General features: G+C 70.4%; 23 protein-coding genes. 15 read left to right on the forward strand and 8 right to left on the reverse strand.

The annotated features are described in order from the left end of the window. The coding region (locus tag ABZY12_RS29210) for a TAXI family TRAP transporter solute-binding subunit (protein WP_356895506.1) at positions 1-356 on the forward strand (356 nt) is incomplete at its 5' end. Positions 357-410: 54 nt separating this feature from the next. Here ABZY12_RS29210 and ABZY12_RS29215 read toward each other — a convergent pair. Further along, on the reverse strand, positions 411-1,817 hold the full coding sequence (locus ABZY12_RS29215) for a HAMP domain-containing sensor histidine kinase (RefSeq protein ID WP_356895508.1): 1,407 nt from the start codon (positions 1,815-1,817) through the stop codon (positions 411-413). 16 nt (positions 1,818-1,833) lie between these two features. Beyond that, a complete protein-coding gene (locus tag ABZY12_RS29220) occupies positions 1,834-2,538 on the reverse strand; it encodes a response regulator transcription factor (RefSeq protein ID WP_356895510.1) in 705 nt (234 codons plus the stop codon). Positions 2,539-2,809: 271 nt separating this feature from the next. On the opposite strand from ABZY12_RS29220, the gene ABZY12_RS29225 reads away from it, so the two are divergent. From ABZY12_RS29225 to ABZY12_RS29265, 9 genes are all read left to right on the forward strand, one after another. Beyond that, entirely contained in the window at positions 2,810-3,595 is a 786-nt protein-coding gene (locus ABZY12_RS29225; RefSeq protein ID WP_356895512.1) for an amino acid ABC transporter ATP-binding protein, read from the forward strand. 71 nt (positions 3,596-3,666) lie between these two features. Next, a complete protein-coding gene (locus ABZY12_RS29230; RefSeq protein ID WP_356895514.1) occupies positions 3,667-4,584 on the forward strand; it encodes a glutamate ABC transporter substrate-binding protein in 918 nt (305 codons plus the stop codon). Between the two features lie 194 nt (positions 4,585-4,778). Continuing rightward, on the forward strand, positions 4,779-5,426 hold the full coding sequence (locus ABZY12_RS29235) for an amino acid ABC transporter permease (protein ID WP_356895516.1): 648 nt from the start codon (positions 4,779-4,781) through the stop codon (positions 5,424-5,426). Further along, complete coding sequence (locus ABZY12_RS29240; protein ID WP_356895518.1) at positions 5,423-6,355, forward strand: amino acid ABC transporter permease; 933 nt, start codon at positions 5,423-5,425, stop codon at positions 6,353-6,355. The genes ABZY12_RS29235 and ABZY12_RS29240 overlap by 4 nt, the downstream gene beginning before the upstream one ends. 163 nt (positions 6,356-6,518) lie before the next feature. Beyond that, positions 6,519-8,288 (forward strand): FAD-dependent monooxygenase, encoded by a 1,770-nt coding sequence (locus ABZY12_RS29245; protein ID WP_356895521.1) that lies wholly within the window; start codon positions 6,519-6,521, stop codon positions 8,286-8,288. Between the two features lie 47 nt (positions 8,289-8,335). Continuing rightward, a complete protein-coding gene (locus tag ABZY12_RS29250; RefSeq protein ID WP_309544753.1) occupies positions 8,336-8,407 on the forward strand; it encodes a putative leader peptide in 72 nt (23 codons plus the stop codon). A 139-nt stretch (positions 8,408-8,546) separates the two neighbouring features. Beyond that, entirely contained in the window at positions 8,547-9,047 is a 501-nt protein-coding gene (locus ABZY12_RS29255) for a cysteine dioxygenase (RefSeq protein WP_356895522.1), read from the forward strand. After that, entirely contained in the window at positions 9,044-9,454 is a 411-nt protein-coding gene (locus tag ABZY12_RS29260) for a rhodanese-like domain-containing protein (RefSeq protein ID WP_356895524.1), read from the forward strand. The genes ABZY12_RS29255 and ABZY12_RS29260 overlap by 4 nt, the downstream gene beginning before the upstream one ends. Positions 9,455-9,796: 342 nt before the next feature. After that, on the forward strand, positions 9,797-10,468 hold the full coding sequence (locus ABZY12_RS29265; RefSeq protein WP_356895526.1) for a hypothetical protein: 672 nt from the start codon (positions 9,797-9,799) through the stop codon (positions 10,466-10,468). A gap of 408 nt (positions 10,469-10,876) precedes the next feature. Here ABZY12_RS29265 and ABZY12_RS29270 read toward each other — a convergent pair whose 3' ends face one another. The 4 genes from ABZY12_RS29270 to recA all read right to left on the reverse strand — a co-directional run bounded on the left by ABZY12_RS29270 (position 10,877) and on the right by recA (position 14,055). Further along, positions 10,877-11,680, reverse strand: a complete 804-nt coding sequence (locus ABZY12_RS29270) for a MerR family transcriptional regulator (protein WP_356895528.1) — start codon at positions 11,678-11,680, stop codon at positions 10,877-10,879. Further along, positions 11,673-12,209 (reverse strand): VOC family protein, encoded by a 537-nt coding sequence (locus ABZY12_RS29275; RefSeq protein ID WP_356895529.1) that lies wholly within the window; start codon positions 12,207-12,209, stop codon positions 11,673-11,675. The genes ABZY12_RS29270 and ABZY12_RS29275 overlap by 8 nt, the downstream gene beginning before the upstream one ends. Positions 12,210-12,359: 150 nt before the next feature. Continuing rightward, a complete protein-coding gene (gene recX, locus ABZY12_RS29280; protein ID WP_356895531.1) occupies positions 12,360-12,926 on the reverse strand; it encodes a recombination regulator RecX in 567 nt (188 codons plus the stop codon). A gap of 4 nt (positions 12,927-12,930) precedes the next feature. Then, positions 12,931-14,055 carry a recombinase RecA gene (gene recA / locus ABZY12_RS29285; RefSeq protein WP_356895533.1) on the reverse strand — a complete coding sequence of 375 codons (1,125 nt, stop codon included), beginning with the start codon at positions 14,053-14,055 and terminating at the stop codon, positions 12,931-12,933. Positions 14,056-14,621: 566 nt separating this feature from the next. Between recA and ABZY12_RS29290 the strand changes: the two genes are divergently transcribed. From ABZY12_RS29290 to ABZY12_RS29305, 4 genes are all read left to right on the forward strand, one after another. Next, positions 14,622-15,848, forward strand: coding sequence for a sensor histidine kinase (locus ABZY12_RS29290; protein ID WP_356895535.1), 1,227 nt, complete (start codon positions 14,622-14,624; stop codon positions 15,846-15,848). After that, entirely contained in the window at positions 15,845-16,510 is a 666-nt protein-coding gene (locus tag ABZY12_RS29295) for a response regulator transcription factor (RefSeq protein ID WP_356895537.1), read from the forward strand. Before ABZY12_RS29290 ends, ABZY12_RS29295 begins: the two co-directional genes overlap by 4 nt. Before the next feature lie 170 nt (positions 16,511-16,680). Continuing rightward, entirely contained in the window at positions 16,681-17,964 is a 1,284-nt protein-coding gene (locus ABZY12_RS29300; protein ID WP_356895539.1) for a cytochrome ubiquinol oxidase subunit I, read from the forward strand. A gap of 10 nt (positions 17,965-17,974) precedes the next feature. Continuing rightward, entirely contained in the window at positions 17,975-18,799 is an 825-nt protein-coding gene (locus ABZY12_RS29305; protein ID WP_356895541.1) for a cytochrome d ubiquinol oxidase subunit II, read from the forward strand. A 107-nt stretch (positions 18,800-18,906) separates the two neighbouring features. Here ABZY12_RS29305 and ABZY12_RS29310 read toward each other — a convergent pair whose 3' ends face one another. Both ABZY12_RS29310 and ABZY12_RS29315 read right to left on the reverse strand, forming a co-directional pair. Further along, positions 18,907-20,070, reverse strand: a complete 1,164-nt coding sequence (locus tag ABZY12_RS29310) for an AI-2E family transporter (protein WP_356895579.1) — start codon at positions 20,068-20,070, stop codon at positions 18,907-18,909. Between the two features lie 234 nt (positions 20,071-20,304). Further along, entirely contained in the window at positions 20,305-20,499 is a 195-nt protein-coding gene (locus ABZY12_RS29315; protein ID WP_356895543.1) for a DUF3046 domain-containing protein, read from the reverse strand. A gap of 79 nt (positions 20,500-20,578) precedes the next feature. Here ABZY12_RS29315 and ABZY12_RS29320 point away from each other — a divergent pair, with 79 nt between their 5' ends. Beyond that, positions 20,579-21,520, forward strand: a complete 942-nt coding sequence (locus ABZY12_RS29320; RefSeq protein WP_356895545.1) for a hypothetical protein — start codon at positions 20,579-20,581, stop codon at positions 21,518-21,520. Positions 21,521-21,529: the final 9 nt, after the last annotated feature.

The raw sequence follows: 21,529 nt of genomic DNA on the forward strand, positions 1-21,529 counted from the left end.
GCCAGCACTGGATGTACCAGGGCAAGCACGTCCTGATCGTCTTCGACGACCTGTCGAAGCAGGCCGACGCCTACCGCGCCGTGTCGCTCTCCGCGGTCATCCCGGCCGACGCGTACGCCCGGGCCCAGGACGGACAGCCGGTGGAGACGCTGGCCGTGGCGAACCTCCTGGTCACCACCGACGGGACCGACGCGGATCTGGTGGAGGGCTTCACCCGTACGGTGATCAGGAGCCGGGACGCGATCGGCCGGCAGGTCCATCCGGCGCAGTTGGTGGACCTCCGTACCGCGATCTACACCGAGCCGCTGAGCCTGCACGAGGGCGCGCAGCGCTACTACCGCTCGGTGAAGCCGTAGGGCCCGCCGTACCGAGCCGGAGGGCACAAGGGCCCGAGGCCGGGGCCCGAGGCCTCAGCCGCCGCCCTGCGTCCGGGGCGCCGACCGTGGCACCGTCACCGTCACGCGCAGCCCGTGCGGCTCGTTGGGCGCGAAGTCGATCGAGCCTCCCCCCGCCGCGAGCAGCACCCGGGAGATGGAGAGGCCCAGGCCCGACCCCTTGACGTTCTGGTGGCGGTTGCTGCGCCAGAACCGGTCACCGACGCGGTCGAGCTCCTCCGGAGTGAGCCCCGGCCCGCCGTCCGCGACCACGATCGCGCAGGTGTCGCCCTCGGGCGCCACGGTCACGGTGACCGCCTCGCCCGCCGGGGTGAACTTCAGCGCGTTGTCGATGATCGCGTCGAGGGCGCTGGAGAGCGCCACCGGGTCCGCCCACGCCGTCACCGCCCGCTGCTCCCCGCTCAGCCGGACGCCCTTCTCCTCGGCGAGCGGCCGCCAGGACGCGATCCGCTCGGCGACCAGCGCGCCGATGTCGGTGAGCCGCAGATCGGCGGCCGCGTGCTCGGCGAGCGCGAGGCCGAGCAGGTCGTCGAGGACCTGTGCGAGCCGCTTGCCCTCCGTGCGGACCGAGGCGATCTCCTCGTTGCCCTCGGGGAGCTCGAGAGCGAGGAGTTCGATGCGCAGCAGGAGCGCGGCGAGCGGGTTGCGGAGCTGGTGGGAGGCGTCGGCGACGAAGGCGCGCTGCTGTTCGAGGACGTCCTCCACGTTGTCGGCCATCTCGTTGAACGAGTGGGCCAGCCGCCGAAGTTCGGGCGGTCCGCCCGCGGCGGCGACCCGGGACTTCATCCGGCCGGTGGCGATGTCGTGGGTGACGGCGTCCAGGACGCGGACCGGGCGAAGGACCCAGCCCGTCAGCCGGAACGCGGCGCCGACGGCGAGCAGCATCGCGGCGGACTCACCGGCCACGATGAGCAGCCAGCCGCGCAGGATCGCCGACCTCAGCCGGCCGGTGGGCGAGTCGGTGACCACGACGGCGACGACGTCCCCGTCCCGTACCACCGGTGAGGCGATGGTGAGCCGGGCGTGGTCCTGCCACGGCCAGACCTGCGGCGGGTCGTGGCTGCGGCGGCCGAGCAGCGCCTCCTGGAAGGCCCGGTGCCCCTCGCCCTCGGAGGGGACGACCCAGTCGTCGGGTGCGGCGGCCATGGCACGCTTGTCGCGGTAGAAGATCCCGGTGCGAATGCCGTAGACGTCGTGGTAGCTGGCGAGTTCGCCGTCCAGGGTGGTGCGGCGCTCGTCGATCCCCGGGCCGGTCTCGCTGACGAACTGGGCGAGCGCGGCGAACCGCGCCGCGTCGTCGAGTCGGTCGACGATCACGCGCTGTTGTTCGGAGGCGGCGAGGCTGGCGGCGAGCGGAAAGCCGAGGGCGAGCAGGACCCCGGCCATCAGGACGATGAGGAGCGGGAGGAGGCGTGTGCGCACGGGTGAGGTCCGGCGGCTACGCGGCCGGGGCGACCAGGCGGTAGCCGACGCCGCGCACGGTCTCGATCAGGGCGGGCATCCGCAGCTTGGACCGCAGCGAGGCGACGTGCACCTCCAGGGTGCGGCCGGTCCCTTCCCAACTGGTGCGCCATACCTCGCTGATGATCTGCTCGCGCCGGAAGACGACCCCGGGCCGCTGGGCGAGCAGCGCGAGGAGGTCGAACTCCTTCCGGGTGAGCTGGACGGGTGTTCCGTCGACGCTGACCCGCCGGGTGGGCAGCTCGATGGTGACGGAACCGAGCAGCAGCGCGCTCCCGTCGCCGGGCCCAGTGGCCTCCTCGCCCCCGGTGGTGCGCCGGCTGACGGCGTGGATCCGGGCGAGCAGCTCCCCGGTGTCGTACGGCTTGACCACGTAGTCGTCGGCGCCGAGATTCAGGCCGTGTATGCGGGAGCGGACGTCGGCCCGCGCGGTCACCATGATCACCGGCGTGGTGGTGAGCTTACGGATCCGGCCGCAGACCTGATATCCGTCCTGGTCGGGCAGGCCGAGGTCGAGCAGGATCACTCCGTACGAGGGACGCTCGCCGTGCGCGGCGGGCAGCACCGCCTGGAGCGCCTCCTCGCCGTTGCGGGCGTGCGTGACCGTGAACCCGTGCTTCGCCAGTACGGCGGACAGGGCCGCGGCGACGTGGTCGTCGTCCTCGACGAGCAGCAGTCTCATGACCCTCCTCCGTACCTCGATGTTCAGGTGATGGTCTTCTGTGTACCAGGGTGTACCAGGGCATGAACGCCGATCGTCGGCGTCACAGTCAAGTCTCCCCCTGTTACGCCGGGGTTTCTGTTATGGACCCGGTACGCCGCGCGCGTCCCGTTCACGCAGTGTGTCCGGTTGCGGCCGGATCGTTATCCTCAATTTCCGCTCAGATGTAATGACGGTGGTCGTACCGCGTGCCTAGTGTCCTCCCAACCGAGGAGGACGGAGCAAGAAGCCGATGAGCGGAGTGTCAGTGACCAAGGGCTCGGAAGACGCCGTAGCGGCGGCGGGCGACCTGGTCGTGCTGTCCAACGTGAACAAGCACTTCGGCGCGCTGCATGTGCTCCAGGACATCGACCTGACGATCGCCCGTGGCGAAGTCGTGGTCGTCATCGGGCCCTCCGGGTCCGGTAAGTCCACACTGTGTCGCACGATCAACCGACTGGAGACGATCGACTCCGGCAGCATCACCATCGACGGCCGCCCGCTGCCCCAGGAGGGCAAGGAGCTGGCCCGCCTGCGCGCCGACGTGGGCATGGTCTTCCAGTCCTTCAATCTCTTCGCGCACAAGACCGTGCTCGAGAACGTGATGCTGGGCCAGGTCAAGGTCCGCAGGACGGAGAAGTCGGCCGCCGAGACCAAGGCGCGTGCGCTGCTCGACCGGGTGGGTGTCGGCACACAGGCCGACAAGTACCCGGCGCAGCTCTCCGGCGGTCAGCAGCAACGTGTCGCGATCGCGCGGGCGTTGGCGATGGACCCCAAGGTCATGCTGTTCGACGAGCCGACCTCGGCCCTCGACCCCGAGATGATCAACGAGGTCCTCGAGGTCATGCAGCAGCTGGCGCGCGACGGCATGACGATGGTGGTCGTCACCCACGAGATGGGCTTCGCGCGCTCCGCCGCCAACCGCGTCGTGTTCATGGCCGACGGCAAGATCGTCGAAGAGGCCACGCCCGACCAGTTCTTCAGCAACCCGCGCAGCGACCGGGCCAAGGACTTCCTGTCGAAGATCCTGCACCACTGACCATCTCGTCAGCGGGCTTCCATCATGCTTCACCTGTCGACCAGCAACCCACGAACAAAGGGATGTTCACCATGAAGCTCCGCAAGAGCGCGGCCGTGGCCGTCGCCGTCCTCGCGCTGACCGCCACCGCCTGTGGTGGCAAGGAGGGCTCCGCCGGCGACAAGCCCGCCGTGAAGCCCGGCGACAAGAGCGCTCCCCAGCTTCCCAAGTACATCGTCGCCACGGACGTGAAGGTGGACTCGGCGACCCTCAAGGAAGCACAGAAGCGCGGGAAGCTGATCATCGGCTCCAAGGCCGACCAGCCCTACCTCGGCTTCGAGGACCAGGCCACCAAGGAGCGGTCCGGCTTCGACATCGAGATCGCCAAGATGATCGCGGCGGAGCTCGGCTTCAGCGAGGACAAGATCGAGTGGAAGACCGTCGACTCCAAGCTCCGTGAGACGGCGATCTCCACGGGCCAGGTCGACTACTACGTCGGCACGTACACGATCAACGACAAGCGCAAGGCGCAGGTCGGCTTCGCGGGTCCGTACTACAAGGCCGGCGCCGACCTCCTGGTCCGCAAGGACGAGACCTCGATCACCGGTCCGGACTCCCTCAAGGGCAAGAAGGTCTGCTCCATCACGGGCTCCACCCCGCTGCAGGAGATCAAGAAGCCTCAGTACGGTGCCGAGACCACCGAGCTCGCCAAGTACTCGGACTGCGTGCAGCAGCTGCTCACCAAGCAGGTCGACGCCGTCACCACCGACGACGCGATCCTCAAGGGCTACGCCGCCGCCAACTCCGGCAAGCTCAAGGTCGTGGGCAAGCCGTTCACCGAGGAGCCCTACGGCGTCGGCATGAACAAGGACGACAAGGCCCTTCGGGACAAGATCAACGACACGCTGGAGAAGTACATCAAGGACGGCACGTACAAGAAGATCTACGACGCCACCCTCGGTCTGTCCGACTCCAAGTACGTCGCGCCGCCGGCCCTCAACCGCTACTGAGCCTCGGCTTGACATCGGGCGCCCCGTACAGACGTACGGGGCGCCGCTCCCCCTGCGCCCGTACACCGTGCCTGTGGACCACCGTCCCTGCGGACCGGTCCGTACACCGTGCGCGTACACCGTGCCCATAAGCCCTGTCCGTAAGCCTTGGCACGCCTCGACCGTAGGCCGCTGACCGCCGACGCGGAGACCTCATGAACGTACTGCTCGACCATTTCCCGGAGTTCCGCGACGGCTTCATAGGAACCGTGTCGATCACCGCCGTCAGCTCGGTCATCGCGCTGCTCCTCGGCGTCCTCGTCGCCGGCTTCCGGGTCTCGCCCGTTCCGCCGCTGCGCTTCTTCGGCACCCTCTGGGTCACGCTGCTGCGCAACACCCCCCTGACGCTGCTCTTCCTCGTCTCGTTCTTCGTGATCCCGGAGATCCTCTTCCCGGGGATGAGCCCCTTCGTACTCGCCTCGCTCGCGCTCGGCTTCTACACCTCCGCGTTCATCTGCGAAGCCGTGCGCTCCGGTGTCAGCACCGTGCCGATCGGCCAGGCCGAGGCCGCCCGCTCGCTCGGCATGACCTTCTCGCAGACGCTGCGGATGATCGTGCTGCCGCAGGCGACCCGGACCGTGCTTCCGCCGCTGAGCTCGATCTTCATCGCGCTCACCAAGAACTCGGCGATCGCCGGCGCCTTCAGCGTCACCGAACTCTTCGGCTGGCAGACGCTCATGAGCGAGCAGGGCTACGCCATCGCCCCGGTCTTCCTCTGGGTCGCCGCCGCCTACCTGGTCATCACCTTCACGATCAGCGGGATCTTCCGTCTCCTTGAGCGCCGCATGGAGGTCGCCCGATGAGTGCCAGCGTTCTCTACGACAGCCCCGGACCCAAGGCGCGCGTCCGCAACCGGATCTACGCCGTGCTCGGCACCGTCGCCATCGTGGCGCTGCTCGCCGTGAGCGTGTTCCGGCTGAGCGAAAAGGGCCACCTCGCCCCCGAGATGTGGGACATCTTCAACTACGCGGGCATCCGGCAGAACATCGCCGACGCCGTGCTCGCCACCCTGAAGGCGTTCGGCCTCGCGGCCGTCGGCTCGCTCGTGCTCGGCGTCCTGCTCGCCGTGGCCCGGCTCTCCGACCACCAGCCCGTTCGCTGGTTCGCGACGGCCTTCATCGAGGTCTTCCGCTCCATCCCGCTGCTGATCACGATCTACGCCGTATGGGTCGGCTTCCTCACCGACTACTCGATGTGGGCGCTGGCGCTGGGCCTGTCGATCTACAACGGCTGCGTGCAGGCCGAGGTGCTGCGCGCCGGCGTCAACGCGGTGCCCAAGGGGCAGCGTGAGGCGGCGTACGCCCTCGGCATGTCCAAGACGCAGGTCATGACGACCGTGCTGCTGCCGCAGGCCGTGCGGTCGATGCTGCCGACGATCATCAGCCAGCTGGTCGTCACCCTGAAGGACACCTCGCTCGGCTTCGTGATCCTCTACCCGGAGCTGCTCCAGACGGCCCGGCTGATCGCCTCCAACACGCAGGTGAACGGCCAGTACCCGTACGTCTCCACCATCGTGGTCATCGGCACCATCTACATCGCGATGTGTCTGGCGCTCTCCGCGCTCGCCACCTGGATCGAGAAGCGGGGCCGCCGGGCCAAGACCGGGATCGTCGTCCCCGACCCGACGGCGACGGCGATCGTGCTGAGCAGCGACGCGGCGCAGGGCATCGGAGGCGGCGGCACCGACGCCGGCCCCGACCGGAACGACGGGCCTGGTATCACGAAGAACTGACAGTATGTGACATCATCCGGGGGCAGTGGCGACCGCGCCGCTGCCCTCGTCACTTGACGCACGCACCCGCAGTGGGTTGCATACGTTCTGTGATCACGCACCGGGCTCGCGCCACCTTTCGCTGTGCTTCCCGCATGACCGAACGGCCTTCAGGAGCCACGCCGTGGACCCGGTGATCATCGTCGGCGCGGGGCCCGTGGGCCTCGCGCTCTCCCTTGCCCTGGCGTCCCAGGGCGTACCCAGCGTCGTTCTCGACGAGGGGCCCGGCAAAGAGGAGTCACGCCCCGCCCGTACGGTCGTCCTCCGTGCCGACATGGCGGCGATGGTGGAACGCCTGGGTTGCACCACCCTGCGTGACGAGGGAGTCCGCTGGGTCGGCTGGCGCTCTCTGCGTCGGAAGCAACAGATGAGGCACATCGAGCTGGATCTCGGCCTCGGCGGTACGGAGAGTGACGGCGAGGGGCCCGCGGCTCCGCTGCACCTCCCTCAGCACGCCCTCGCGCGCGGACTGCGCGACGCGATCGCCGGGCAGGAACTCGTGCAGCTGATCTCCGACGCCCGGCTCGACGCGATCGAGCAGGACGCCGACGGCATCACCGCGCACACCCGGGGCCCCGGGGCGACCTGGTGGCGCGGCAGCCATCTGGTCGGCTGCGACGGCGCCCGCTCGACCGTGCGCAAGCTGCTCGGCGTCCGCTTCCCGGGACGTACGGCCGTGGAGCGGCACGCGGTCGCGGCGCTGCGGACCGAACTGCCCTGGCCCGGCGAGGCGGTGTTGCACCGCCAGCCGCCGTGGCGGGGCAGCGGCGACGAGATCTCGGCGCGTCCGCTGCCCGACGGGGTCTGGCGGATCGACTGGCTGCTGCCGCCGCGCGGCGAACTCGTCACGCCCGACGCGCTCGTCACCCGGATCCGCGAGACGCTGGCCGGATGGTGTGGCGGCGAGACACCCCCGTACGAACTGATCGACACCGGCGTCCACACCCTGCACCACCGGCTCGCCCGGCGCTGGCGGGTGGACCGGGTCTTCCTCGCGGGCGACGCGGCCCACCTCCTCGGCGCGGTCGGCACCCAGGGGCTCGACGAGGGGCTGCGGGACGCGGACAACCTGGCCTGGAAACTCGCGCACGCCTGGCACCACGGGGCGTCGGACACGCTGCTCGACAGTTACCAGAGCGAGCGGCGGGCGGCCGTCGCCTCGCGCCTGCGGGCCGCCGACCAGTCGCTTCCGGTGCTGCGCGGCGGTGGCGGTCTGCGCACGTACTTCGCGGGCGGCTCGCGCGGCCACGACACCCTGCTGACCGACGGGCACCTGGGGCGCGGCCCCCTCGGCGCGCCCCCCGCGTACCCGCACTCCCCCCTCGCTCCCCCGCACGCCGGGGCTTCCTCGGCCCCGGTGGCCACGGGCGCCGGCGCGCCGGTGGAGGACGTACGGGTGACGGCCCCGGACGGCACGACGGTACGGCTCCGGGACCGGCTCGGTCAGGGGCGGCTCCTGGTCGTCCTGGTCGCCCCGGGGACGGGGGTGTGGGACCGGCGGCACTGGATGAGCGCCGGGGTGATGCCCCAGCTCGCCGAAGCAGTGCGCGCGCTGCCGGCGCGGGCGGAGCTGCTCGTGACCGAGGCGTACCCGGGCACGGCGGCCCACACCGTCCTGCTCGTACGGCCGGACGGGCATCTGGTCGCCTCGTTCTCCGGCGTCCGGCCCGCCGAGCTGTACGCGGCGGCGGACGCGGCCCGGGGCGGGGCGGTGGTGAAAACGAAGGAGCTGCCGAGGCCGGCGTCCGAGGCGGGGGCCACGTCCGGGGCCGGATCCGCGTCCGGGGCCGGATCCGCGTCCGCGGCCGCGTCGAAGGGGCCGGTCGGGAGGGCTTCCAAGGGAGCGGCCAAGGCCGTGTCAGAGAAGAGCGACCGCACCGCGGACGTCAATTGACCCTCGTGGGCGCACATGGTGTACTCCGGAACGTGACCGACACCGATGTGCGCCTGTGGCGGAGGGTCCACATGGACCTCGTCCGCTACGCCGGCTGCGTGTGTCGCCCGTCCTGCTGACTTCGCCCTTTCTCCAGCGCGCGCCCCGCCGCTGACGTCGGCGTACCCTCGCGCGCTTCTCTCGCGAACTCCAGGACGGCCTTCCGTGTCCCAGCATGCTTCCGCGCCATCCGCGCCTTCCGTTCCTTCGGCACCTTCCGTGGGCGTCGCCCCCACCGCCGCCGACCTTCTGGCCTTCGTCCGCCGGGCGGCGGCGGACACCGAACTGATCGACTCGCTCCCGCTCGACCCTGAAGGCCGTACCTGGGTACGGCTCGACGGCCCCGGCGGCAGCGAGGCATGGCTCATCGGCTGGCCGCCCGGCACCGGCACCGGCTGGCACGACCACGCCGAGTCGCACGGCGCCTTCACCACCGCCCGCGGCACTCTGACGGAGCATTCCCTGGCCGTACGGTTGCCGGCGGGCGGCTGGAAGTCCCTGGAGCTGGCCGAGGGGGCCGATCGGACACGGGAGTTGCCGGCCGGCGAGGGGCGTGCGTTCGGACGGCACCATGTGCACGAGGTGCTCAACGAATCGCGGGTCGCCCACGCGGTCTCGGTGCACGCGTACTACCCGCCGCTCCCGCTGATCCGGCGCTTCAGCCGGTCGGGCGCGGTACTCCGTCTTGAGCAGGTCGAGCGTCCGGAGGACTGGCAGTGAGTGACGAGCGGATCGGAATCGACGAGCTGTTGGAGCGGGTGAGGTCCGGCCTGGACCGGATCGAGGCCCGTGCGGCGTATGAGGCGTACGAGGCGGGTGAAGCGCTCCTGGTCGACACCCGGTACGCGGCACTGCGTGAGCGAGACGGGCTGATTCCCGGCGCCCTGGTGGTGGAACGCAACGAGCTGGAGTGGCGGCTCGATCCGCTGGGCAGCCACCGCGTACCGCAGGCGAAGAACCACGACCTACGGGTGGTGGTGCTCTGCGACGAGGGGTACGCGTCCTCGTTGGCAGCCGCCTCGCTGCGACGGCTCGGGCTGCATCGGGCGACCGACGTGATCGGCGGCTTCCAGGCGTGGAAGGCGGCGGGCCTGCCGGTCATGCTGTCGGCGGCAAGGGCTTACTGATCGTTTCAGAATGAGGTTCGCAGGCAGCGGAGGCATATGAGGCTGCAGGCCAGTTCGAGCAGTCCCTGGTGGAGATCGGCGCGCCCGGGGGATCGGGACGTGCCAGGCCGCGTACTCCTGGCGGACGTAGGCGCGATCCTGCTGAGGGGGCGAAGGCCCCGCACGCATGAAAAAGCCGTACCACCCCGCGGCGATCGAGTGACACCGGCTTCGCAGCCGTAATTAAGCCGTCCCCCGTCGCGTTCTTGCGGGTGCAGATGTCCCGCCTGAGCGGAGCTCCCCGTCCGTCACGGTCGGAGCCGCATCACGGCAGACCTCCACACCACAAGGAGAAACCCGACCATGGCCATCCACACCTTGAGGCGGCGCTTCGCCAGCCTCGGCACCGTCCTGGGGCTGGGCGTCGCCCTGCCGTTCGCCGTAGGGGTCACCCCCGCCTACGCGCAGGCCCAGCTGGACATCACGAAGACCCACGCGGGGGACTTCTCCCGGGGCGGGCAGGGGATCTTCACCATCACGGTGAGCAACCCCGGCGACGAGCCGACCGGCCCTGCCGGGACGCGGATGACGGACACCTTCCCCGCAGGGCTTACAGCCACATCGATCGCGATCACCCAGAACACCACCGGCAGCGGGGTTGGATGTTTTCTGAACGATCCACGCACCAGGCTTGAGTGCGAAACCACGGGCCCCATCGACCCTGGAGGCAGCTACACGGTCGAAGTGACCATGAGCGTGGCCCAGGACGCTCCCTGCACGGTCACCAACACCGCCACCGTGATCGATATCCAAGGCGGCCTCAGCGCCTCGGCAAGTGACACCGTCAACATCCCCGGCCCCAACTGCAACGGCGGGAACGGCGGGAACGGTGGGAACGGGAACGGAACGTCCATCCTCCCCATCAGCCTCAACGGACTGATCCCGATGTTCAACAACATCAACTCGAACAAAAACATCAACAGCCCCGGCGCCAGCAACACCAACAACCAGAACTTCCAGGTCAACGCGCCCTGAGAGACCTCCGGCCCCTGCCTCCGCCGCCGGTCGGGGGCAGGGGCCGGAGCCTGCTCGGCCGCTACAGCTTCACCGTCAGCGTCCCGGCCGCCGGCGCCCTGCGCCCGCCGCGCGATCCGCACGCGCCCGAGCTGGATGAGGACGACCACGGGAGCGGGCAGGGCTAACTGATCGTTTGGGAATGAGTTGAGCTGCGGGTCTTGTGCTCGACGATCTTGGTCGGCAGGGTATCCGGGGTGCGTGCTGATCTTGTTCCTGACGGCGTGTGGGAGCGGGTGGCCCCGCTGCTACCGCCTGCCGCCCCGTCGCCGGCATGGGCGCAGGGGGGCGTGTGCTGACTCAGGAGAACCTCCGGGTTCGTGAAGGCGTCGGACGCCCCCCACGGGCGCAAACTTCCGGACCCGCGCTCTACTGCCATGTCGCGGTGTCGGGGTCGATGCCGTGGGCGCGCGCGCCGGCGTCGATGATGCGGCGGAACCACGTGGCAAGGCCTGCGCGGATGCCGTCGTAGTGGGCGGCGAATGCCGGATCGGACTCATACTTGCGGCCGAGACAGACCTGCATCTGTCTGGTGAGGGGGAAGTACGAAGCAAAGACTTCGCGGTGCCACTCGACGAGTCGATTCGCTTCCGGGCTACCAGGTGTGACGCCGGCGTCCATCGCATCCCCGAGGGCGCGGTCGAGGTCGGCATTGGCTTCGGCGATGACCTGCCATTCCTCCGGACCGCGAGCGGCCGCGCGTTCGGCGTACTGCCGCCATTGCGTCGTGTCTCCGTAGTGCTGACGGGCTTGGGCGGGCCAGTCCGGATTCCACTGGGGGCCGAAGATCGCGGCCTGCTGCTCGATGGTCAGCAGCAGGCCGCGCTCGTGGGCGTCCATCATCCGGTCCAGTCCGGTGCTGAGCCGCTGGAGGCGGTCGATCCGTTCAGCGACCTGGGTGCGCTGCGCGCGCAACGCGCCGGGCACGTCTGCGGTCGAGTCGTCCAAGACGGCCCTCATCCTGTCCAGGCCGAGACCGATCTCACGGTAGACGACGATGCGGTGCAGACGTTCCAGATCACCAGCGGTATAGAGCCGGTATCCGGCAGCCGTACGCAGCGACGGACGGGCCAGACCGATCTCGTCCCAGTGGTGCAGCGCGCGGACTGTCACGCCCAGACGCGCCGAGACCTGACCGACGGTCAGGCCATCGGCGTCAGTGGCATCAGGCATGCTCCTCATTGTCGCCGCGACCGACGTCCGGGTGGGTGATGCCGACGGCTTCAAGGTTCCGCGCCTCCTGACTGGCCGGATCAAAGGGCTTCGCCGCAGTGAAAACGATCCGAGCGTTCTCGGGAGTGGTCACCGCCACATCGCGGGTGTTCCAGGGGGTGTCCCGTGGACCGTCGACGGAGTTCGGGCGCAACGCACGGCAGGCATCGACAAGGGAATCGACCTGGCTGAGCACGCACGCGAAACTGACGCTCATCGCCGGTGTCCGCTCCGGAACGCTCGCCGCCGGGACGAGGAGTACGTCCTGGAACGCCCACCGGCGCAGATGCACAACCCTGCCGGGGATGCTGAACAGCTCGAAGAACCCGAGCCCACGAATCCAGAAGTCCACCGACGCCGCCAGATCGCTCGTGGGGATCGTCACGAACGCGGGCATTCCATAGATGCCACGGAACGGCTCCGGCGGAACAGCGTCCGGGCCGGGAGCGGGCACGGGACTCATCTCGAACGCGTTGTAGTAGTCGCTCATGCACCCCACCCTCCAGCCTCACGCAACGTGAGGGTCAAGCCGGTTCCGTGCATCTCGTCCTGCCCCAACGAGGCGACCAACGTTGTGGCCGGGTACACCCACGGGCGCGACGTGCGTCCGGGCCGCCGGCCCGTCGGCCTGCCCCTCGGTCTAGAAGGGCTCTTCCAGCCCCTCGGTGTCCTCGCCCTCTTCCTCCAACGCCTGTCTGACCACCCGCAGGGCCATGCCCTCCGCGTACCCCTTGCGGGCGAGCATCCCGGCCAGCCTGCGCAGCCGGCGGTCGCGGTCCAGGCCGCGGGTGGCCCGGAGCTTGCGGTCCACGAGCTCGCGCGCCGTGATCTCCTCCTGTTCGGAGTCGAGCTGCCCCACCGCCTCCTGGATCAGCGAGGGGTCGACGCCCTTGGTGCGCAGCTCGCGGGCGAGGGCCCGGCGGGCCAGGCCCCGGCCGTGGTGCCGGGACTCCACCCACGCGTCCGCGAAGGCGGCGTCGTCGATGAGACCGACGTCCTCGAAGCGGGAGAGGACCTCCTCGGCGACCTCGTCCGGGATCTCCCGCTTGCGCAGCGCGTCGGCGAGCTGCTTGCGGGTGCGAGGGGTCCCGGTGAGCAGGCGCAGGCAGATCGCCCGCGCCCGCTCAGCCGGATCCTGGGGCGACAGCTCCTTCTCGGCCCTCGACGAGTCGGGGCTGTCGCCCGGCCATTCGGTGCGCCCGGTCACCGCGTCAGCTCTTGGCCGCCGGGGCCTTGGTCGCCTTGGTGGCCTTGGCCGCCGGCGCGGCGGCCTTGGCCGCGTCGTCCGTGGCCGGCGTCTCCGCGGTGCCCGCGGCCGGCTCGGCCGAGGCCTCCTGCGGCCGGACTCCGACGCCCAGCTTCTCCTTGATCTTCCGCTCGATCTCGTTGGCGAGGTCGGGGTTGTCCTTCAGGAAGTTACGGGCGTTCTCCTTGCCCTGGCCGAGCTGGTCGCCCTCGTACGTGTACCAGGCGCCGGCCTTGCGGACGAAGCCGTGCTCCACGCCCATGTCGATCAGGCCGCCCTCGCGGCTGATGCCCTGGCCGTAGAGGATGTCGAACTCGGCCTGCTTGAAGGGCGGCGCGACCTTGTTCTTGACGACCTTGACGCGGGTGCGGTTGCCGACCGCGTCCGTACCGTCCTTGAGGGTCTCGATCCGGCGGATGTCGAGACGCACGGAGGCGTAGAACTTCAGGGCGCGGCCACCGGTCGTGGTCTCCGGCGAGCCGAACATCACGCCGATCTTCTCGCGGAGCTGGTTGATGAAGATCGCGGTGGTCTTGGACTGGTTGAGGGCGCTGGTGATCTTCCGGAGGGCCTGGCTCATCAGTCGGGCCTGCAGACCCACGTGCGAGTCACCCATCTCGCCCTCGATCTCCGCACGCGGGACGAGCGCGGCGACGGAGTCGATGACGATGAGGTCGAGGGCGCCGGAGCGGACCAGCATGTCGACGATCTCGAGGGCCTGCTCGCCGTTGTCGGGCTGGGACAGGATGAGGTTGTCGATGTCGACGCCGAGCTTCTTGGCGTACTCGGGGTCGAGGGCGTGCTCGGCGTCCACGAAGGCGACCTGGCCGCCGGCCTTCTGGGCGTTGGCGACGGCGTGCAGGGTCAGGGTCGTCTTACCGGAGGACTCCGGGCCGTAGATCTCCACGACACGGCCGCGCGGCAGACCGCCGACGCCGAGGGCGATGTCGAGGGCGGTCGATCCCGTGGAGATCACCTCGATCGGCTCCTGGGTGCGGTCGCCCATGCGCATCACGGCGCCCTTGCCGAATTGGCGTTCAATCTGTGCGAGCGCGGCGTCGAGGGCCTTCTCGCGGTCGGTTCCTGCCATGGGTTCCACCCGGTTTGCTTGAGTCGATCGCTTCATGTGAAAGACGCTAACCCCTGCCACTGACAATGGGCCCCGACGTCCGTCCGCCCTGTGGATAACTCGGCGGCACCCCCGCCGAGAAGCCCGTGATCCCAAGGGCCGGAACCCCCATGAGAATGGATGTTCGATTTTGGTGTCAAGCGCACCACGCCGCCGGTGGAACCCGACGAGCGAGTGAGTGCGCTGGTTGGCCACTGGGCACCGCAGTTGGCCGCCTCGGCACTCAGTCGGCCACTTCGGTACTCAACGGACGAAGGAATCCGTTCAGCCGAGGACTGCGGTGGCTTCCAAGGCAGTGGACCGGAAGCCGCTGCTGCTCCCGCCGATGCGCGAGCCGGGAACGAGTCGCAACTCACCGACGCTCCCGCTCCACCGAGCAGCCGAGCCAAACCGCCTAGGGCTCCCAGAGGGCGCGTCATCGCTCAGGCTTCGCACGCTCGCAGTTCGCTGTCACGGGACATCGGCCCGCGTACGGGCTGCGCACAGGCTCGCCGCTCGTCGTGATCGCGCCGCCTATCCTTCCTGACATGGCCCTCCCCTTCCGCGTCCGTGGCGGCCGCGTGTCCCCGCGGGCCGCCGATGCCGTCGTGACCCTCGCCGTCGCCCTCGGGGTAGCCGGCTGGACCTTGGTCTCGGCGCGGTACGCGAGCGAGCCGACGAGCCGCACCGTGATCGGCTGGGCCCTGATGGCGATCGGCTGTGGGGCGCTCTACTTCCGGCGCCGGCTGCCCGTCATGACCGCCGTCGTCACCCTTGTCGCCTGCGTGGCCTACTACCCGCTGTCCGAGCAGGACGGGCCGCTGATGATCGCCTTCGCGCTCGCGCTGTACACCACGGCCGCCGAGGGACGCTTCGCCGCCTCCGTCGCGCTCGCCGCCACGACGCTGCTCGCCGTCGGCGTCGGCGAGCTCCGCCAGCGGCCCGGGCATCGCCAGATCGACGACACCTCGCTCGTGATGCTGGCCGGCTGGCTGATCAGCCTGGTAGCCGTGGGGCGCGCCCAGCGCACCCGGCTCGCCTATCTGCGCGAGGTGGAGCAGCGGGCGCTCGCCGCCGAACGGGAGCAGGAGGCACGCGCCCGGCAGAGTGCCACCGAGGAGCGGCTGCGGATCGCCCGGGAGCTGCACGACGTACTGGGCCACAGCATCTCGCTGATCAACGTCCAGTCCGGTGCGGCGCTGCACCGGTTGAGCAAGAAGCCCGCTCCGGAGGTCGCGCTCGCGGCGGCCGAGGAGGCGCTGGAGTCGGTGAAGGCCACCAGCAAGGACGCGCTGCGCGAGCTGCGGGCGACCCTCGGGGTGCTGCGCCAGGCCGACGAGGCCGCGCCGACCTCGCCGACCTCCGGTCTCGCCCTGCTCGGCGAGCTGGTGGAGCGTGCCAGGACCACGGGCCTCGACGTCCGTACGACCGTGGCGGGCACGCCCGTACCGCTCGCGCCTCCGGTCGATCTCGCCGCGTACCGCATCGTTCAGGAGTCGCTGACCAACGTGACCCGGCACGCGGGGGCCCGTACGGCGACGGTCGCGCTCGACTGGCGCCCGGACGAGCTCCTCCTGCGGATCGAGGACGACGGCGAGGGTTCGCCTGAGGAGCGGCCGCTGGGCAGCGGCATCCGGGGGATGGGCGAGCGTGCCCGGGCGTTCGGCGGCGAGCTGACCGCGCGCAGCACCACCGACGGCTTCCGCGTCGACGCCCGGCTCCCGCTCGCCGCCCCGACCGTTTCGGAGACCACGCCCAAGGGGGACCCCCGATGATCCGCGTCGTGCTCGCCGACGACCAGACCCTGGTCCGCGCCGGGTTCCGCTCGATCCTGGCCGACGAGGACGACATCGAGGTGGTCGGGGAGGCCGGGGACGGCGAGCAGGCGGTCGCACTCGCCCGCGAGCTGCGCCCACACGTGGTCCTGATGGACATCCGGATGCCTGGTCTGGACGGCCTCGAGGCCACCCGCCGGATCACCGCCGACGCCCGGCTCGAAGGGGTCCGGGTGGTCATCCTGACCACCTTCGACATCGACGACTACGTCTACGGGGCGCTGCGCGCCGGGGCGAGCGGCTTTCTGGTGAAGGACACCGAGCCGATGGAACTGCTGCACGGTGTACGGGTGGTGGCGCGCGGCGACGCCCTGATCGCCCCGGCCGTCACCCGCCGGCTGATCGCGGAGTTCGCGGGCCGCACCAGGCAGCCGGACCCGAGCCCCCGCCTGAACGCCCTGACGGAGCGGGAGCGCGAGGTGATGGGGCTGGTGGGTGCGGGTCTCTCCAACGACGAGATCGCCCAGCGGCTCGTCCTGTCCCCGGCGACGGCCAAGACCCACGTCAGCCGGATCATGACCAAGCTCGACGTCCGGGACCGGGCACAGCTGGTGATCCTGGCGTACGAGTCGGGGATGATCACGCCCGGCTGGCTGGGGTAGACACGCGCCGCTTTTTTGGGGGCCTGTCCGGCGGGAGGCCCTTAAGGGCCACGCGCGCGTGGACGCAACTCCTGGGGTACGCGCGCGTGAGGCGGCGCAACCCGTGGGGTAGGGCCGGTGTCCACTCAGGGGCGACGCCGCGCCCATAGCCGTACGCCGAGGCTGGCAGCGTGAATCCAGACGTCCTCGATCTCGCCCGGCTGCAGTTCGCCCTCACGGCGGGCGGTCACTTCCTCTTCGTCGCCCTCACCCTGGGCCTCGCGACCGTCGTCGCCGTGCTCCAGACCGCCGCGACGATCGGCCGCAAACCGCTGCACGCGCGCATGGTCCGGTTCTGGGGCCAGCTGTACGTGATCAACTACGCGGTCGGGATCGTCACCGGCATCGTGATGGAGTTCCAGTTCGGCATGAGCTGGAGCGGGCTCACGCACTACGCCGGCAACGTCTTCGGCGCCTCGCTCGCGGTCGAGACGATCGTCGCGTTCTTCGTCGAGTCGACGTTCCTGGGCCTGTGGATCTTCGGCTGGAACCGCTTCTCCCGCTGGGTCCATCTGTCGATGATCTGGATCGTCACGCTGACCGCGTATCTCTCGGCGTACTGGATCCTGGTCTCCAACGGCTTCCTCAACCACCCGGTGGGGCACCGGACCGAGGGCGGCAAGCTGGTCCTGGACGATCCGGTGGCCGTGCTGACCAACCCCTCCGCCCTGCTCGCCTTCGGGCACATCCTCGCCGGGGCGCTGCTCACGGCGGGCTTCTTCGTGGCCGGGGTCAGCGCGTACCACCTCTTCCGGCGTACCCCCGAGTGGGAGTTCTTCGGCCGGAGTCTACGGATCGGGGTCTTCCTCTCCTTTCCCGCGCTGATGGTGACGGCCGTCTTCGGCGGTATCCAGTTCGCCGCACTGCGCACGCTCCAGCCCATGAAGTCGGCCGTGTTCAGCCAGAAGGCCGACGAGATCGCCCGGCTCCAGGCGGACATGGTGGCCCGCTTCGGCCCCGGCGACTACGTGCCCTCCGAGGCGTGGACCCGTGGCGGCGGTCTGGTCATGCTCGTCTGTTTCGGCCTGATGATGTACTTCACCTTCGCCGGAGCGATCCTCGCCTGCTTCAAGAAGGTCGTCTTCCGCTTCCGGCTCTGGCATCTCGCCCTGATGGCCGCCGTACCGCTGCCCTATCTCGCGATGATCAGCGGCTGGGTCTTCCGCGAGGCGGGCCGCCAGCCATGGGTGGTGTACGGACTGCTGACCACCGAGGACGCGGTCTCCGACCTCTCCCCCACGTCGATGCGCATCTCGGTGGCCGTCTTCACCACCCTTTTCGCGCTGCTCGTCGTCCTCAACGCCTGGCTTCTCACCCGGTACGCGCGCCGCGGCCCCGTCGACTCCGGACTGGGCCATGACGACCGCGCCGAGGACACGGACCCCGCCGATTCCCTGACCGCCACCAGCTACTGAGGAGACGACCGTGGACGCCCTTGCCATCGCCCTGCTCGCCTTCTTCGCCACCGGCTACTTCGTACTCGCCGGCGCGGACATCGGCACCGGGATGCTCCTGCCGTACCTCGGCCGCACCGATCACGAACGGCGCCTTGTCATCGCCTCCTTCGCGCCCTTCTTCCTGGGCAACGAGGTGTGGCTGGTCGCCACCGCCGGCGTGCTGGTCGGCTGCTTCCCCGATCTCGAAGGGGAGCTGATGACCGGGCAGTTCGTGGTGTTCGTGCCCTTGCTGACCGGCTGGATCGTCCGCGACGTCGGTCTGTGGTCGCGCGGCCGAGGCCCGGCCCGCGGACCGGGCGACGAGCCGGGCGGCGAGCGTCGACGTGATCGCGCCGGTGCCTGGCGGGCGGTGTGCGACGGGGCGGTGGTGTGCGGCAGTTGGGCGGTCGCGCTGGGCTGGGGCTGGCTGCTGGCCGCCCTGCTGACCGGGACGCCGTACGAGACCGCCGCCGGTCCGGTCGCCGTCCTCACCGCCCTCGCCGTGGCCGTCCTGTTCGCCGCGCACGGGCTCGGTTTCGCGACGCTCCGCCTCACCGGCCGCCCGTACGCACGCGCACGCCGGCTGGTCGGACGGACCGGTTCGTGGCAGTCCTTCGCCCTCACCGCCGTCCTTCTGGGCGCGCTCCCGGTGGTGGCCGGCAGCGCCCTTCCCCTGGCGGCGCGGGCCGCGGACTCGGCCACGCTCTCCCTGCTCGTCCCCGCGCTGCTGGTCGTCCTGCCGCTCCTGGTCGCCGCCCAGGTGTGGACCTGGCGCACCTTCCGGCACCGGGTGACCCGTCCCTCGTACTTGTGATCCGCGGCGGGGGCGGCGCGGCCGAGGGCGCGGGCAGGCTGGGCGCGCTGGTCGCACCGCTGCGCCGGATGCTGCCGAAGGTGCGCCCGGAACACCGGTGAGCCGGGTCAGGCACCGTCCTTCCCTGGCGGCGTCCGCCCCTGTTCCTTCTTGTGGTGCAGCGCCTTCTGCAGCCGGGCCACCACCGCCTCGCCGTACCGCCGGTGGCCGTGGACGCGCGGGTCGTCGGTCACGTCGTACCGCTTCACATAGGCACCGAGGAACGCCTGGAGGGTGGCGATGGCCGGGATCGCGATCAGCGCGCCGACCGCGCCCAGGAGCGCCGTACCGGCGACCACGGAGCCGAACGCCACCGCCGGGTGGATGTCCACGGTCTTCGAGGTCAGCTTCGGCTGCAGGACGTAGTTCTCGAACTGCTGATAGACCACGACGAAGACCAGCACCCACAGGGCGTACCAGGGGTTCTCGGTGAACGCGATCAGCATCGGCAGGGCGCCCGCCAGATACGTACCGATGGTGGGGATGAACTGCGAGACCAGACCGACCCACACCGCGAGCGCGGGCGCGTACGGCACGCCCAGGACCTCCAGCAGGACGAAGTGGGCGACGCCGGAGATCAGCGCCATCAGTCCGCGGGAGTAGATGTAGCCGCCGGTCTTGTCGACCGCGATCTCCCAGGCGCGCAGCACCTCGGTCTGACGGGCCGGCGGCAGGACGGAGCACAGGGCGCGGCGCAGGCGGGGGCCGTCGGCCGCGAAGTAGAACGAGAACAGGAAGATCGTCAGCAGCTTGAACAGGCCGCCGAGGACGGTCGCGGAGACGTCCAGGACACCGGTCGCGCTGTTCTGGACGTACTTCCGCAGCCAGTCGGAGCGCAGCACGCTGTCCTGGACCTCGACCCGGGAGAGCTCGGTGCGGAAGGTCTGGTTGATCCAGTTGATGAGCGAGTCGAGGTACTTGGGGAAGTTCTCGACCATGTCGACGATCTGGCCCGCCAGCATCGAGCCGAGCAGGACGACGAAGCCGACGCCGACGACCATGACGGCGAAGAAGACGAGGAAGGTCGCGAGGCCGCGGCGCATACCGCGGGCCGCCATGCGCCCGACGGCCGGCTCGATGGCGAGGGCGAGGAAGAACGCGACCAGGATGTTCACCAGCAGCCCGATGAGCTGGTGGAAGGCCCAGCTGCCGAGCTGGAAGCAGGCGTACAGCGCGAGGCCGAGCACCATGGCACGCGGCAGCCAGCGGGGCATCCGGGCGCCTGCTGGCACGGCCTCCGTCGCGGAGGCGTTTCTCCCGCCCGCCGGCCCGCCCGCCGCGTCGCCCTCGGCCGCCCGGCCGCCCGCCGTCACGCCCGGCCCGGGCGTCGGCAGCCCGGGCGTCGCCGCGCCGCCGGTCGTGTTCTTGCCGGTCTCGTCGGTCCCGCCGGTCTCGTCGGTTTCGTCAGTCGGAGCCACCCCGCCAGTCTCGCGCACCGGGCGGACATTCGGTCCCGCCCCCGCACGTCACCGCTTGTCGTCGGGAACGCCGACGGCCGCGCAGACCGCCCGCCACACGTCCTTCGCCTCCCAGCCGGCCTGCAGTGCCTCGTGCACCGTCCGGCCGCCCAGTTCCGACATCACGTGGTCCCGCGCGAAGGACTCGGCGTAGGACGCACCGAAGTGGTCCGCCATCCGCTCCCAGAAAATCGTCAACCGCATGACCCCAGTATCCCGCTCCCAAGAGTGCAGCCCGGTTCTTAACCCTTGTCAGGAGCCCTTTCCGCCCTACGGTCGGACCATGGCTGGAACTCCTCTCCCGGATCCCTCCGCGGCTCCGCACACGACTCCCCTCGCGCGTGCCGAGCATTTCGTCTGGCTCACGGCCCGCGTACTCGAACAGCGACGGTTCGCCTACCACTTCCTGCGCGGTGGCGCGGAGCCCGTCGAGGTCGCCCTGTCGGCGTACCTCAACGAGGACGGCGGCTACGGCCACGCCCTCGAACCCGATCTGCGCGGCCCGGTCAGCCAGCCGCTGCACACCGGGCACGCGCTGCGGGTCCTGGATTCCATCGGCCGCTGCGGCGGGCTGCGGATCGAGCGGATCTGCCGCTATCTGACCGAGGTGTCGGGGCACGACGGGGCGCTGCCCGCCGTCCTGCCGTCGCAGGGCGCCTATCCCTCGGCCCCGTTCGTCCCGATCGTCGACGACCCGCCCAGCGCGCTGCTGGCCACGGGTCCGGTGGTCGGTCTGCTCCACCGCAACCAGGTGTGGCACGCCTGGCTGTTCCGTGCCACGGAGTTCTGCTGGGCGGCGGTGGAGTCGCTGGAGAAGTCCGATCCGTACGAGATCCAGGCCGCCGTCGCCTTCCTCGACGGGGTGCCCGACCGGTCGCGGGCGCAGGCGGCGGGCGACCGGCTGGGGCGCCTCGTCCGGGAGCAGGGGCTCGCGGTCCTCGACCCCGAGCGCGTGGACGACTTCCCGGTGGCGCCGGGGTACGCCCCGGGCGAGCGCCACTTTCCGTACGACTACGCGCGCGTGCCGGACTCGCTGGCCCGCCGCTGGTTCACGGACGAGGAGATGGCCCGCTCCCTCGACCACCTCGCCGCCGCTCAGCAGGCCGACGGTGGCTGGCCGATCAACTGGCGGCAGTGGGCACCGGGTACGGCGCTGGAGGCCCGGCCCATCGTCACCATCGAGGCCCTGCGGACCCTGCGCGCCCACGGCCGCCCGATCGGCTGAGCGGCCCGG

Source organism: Streptomyces sp. NPDC006551 (genome assembly GCF_040611675.1).
Lineage (GTDB): Bacteria > Actinomycetota > Actinomycetes > Streptomycetales > Streptomycetaceae > Streptomyces.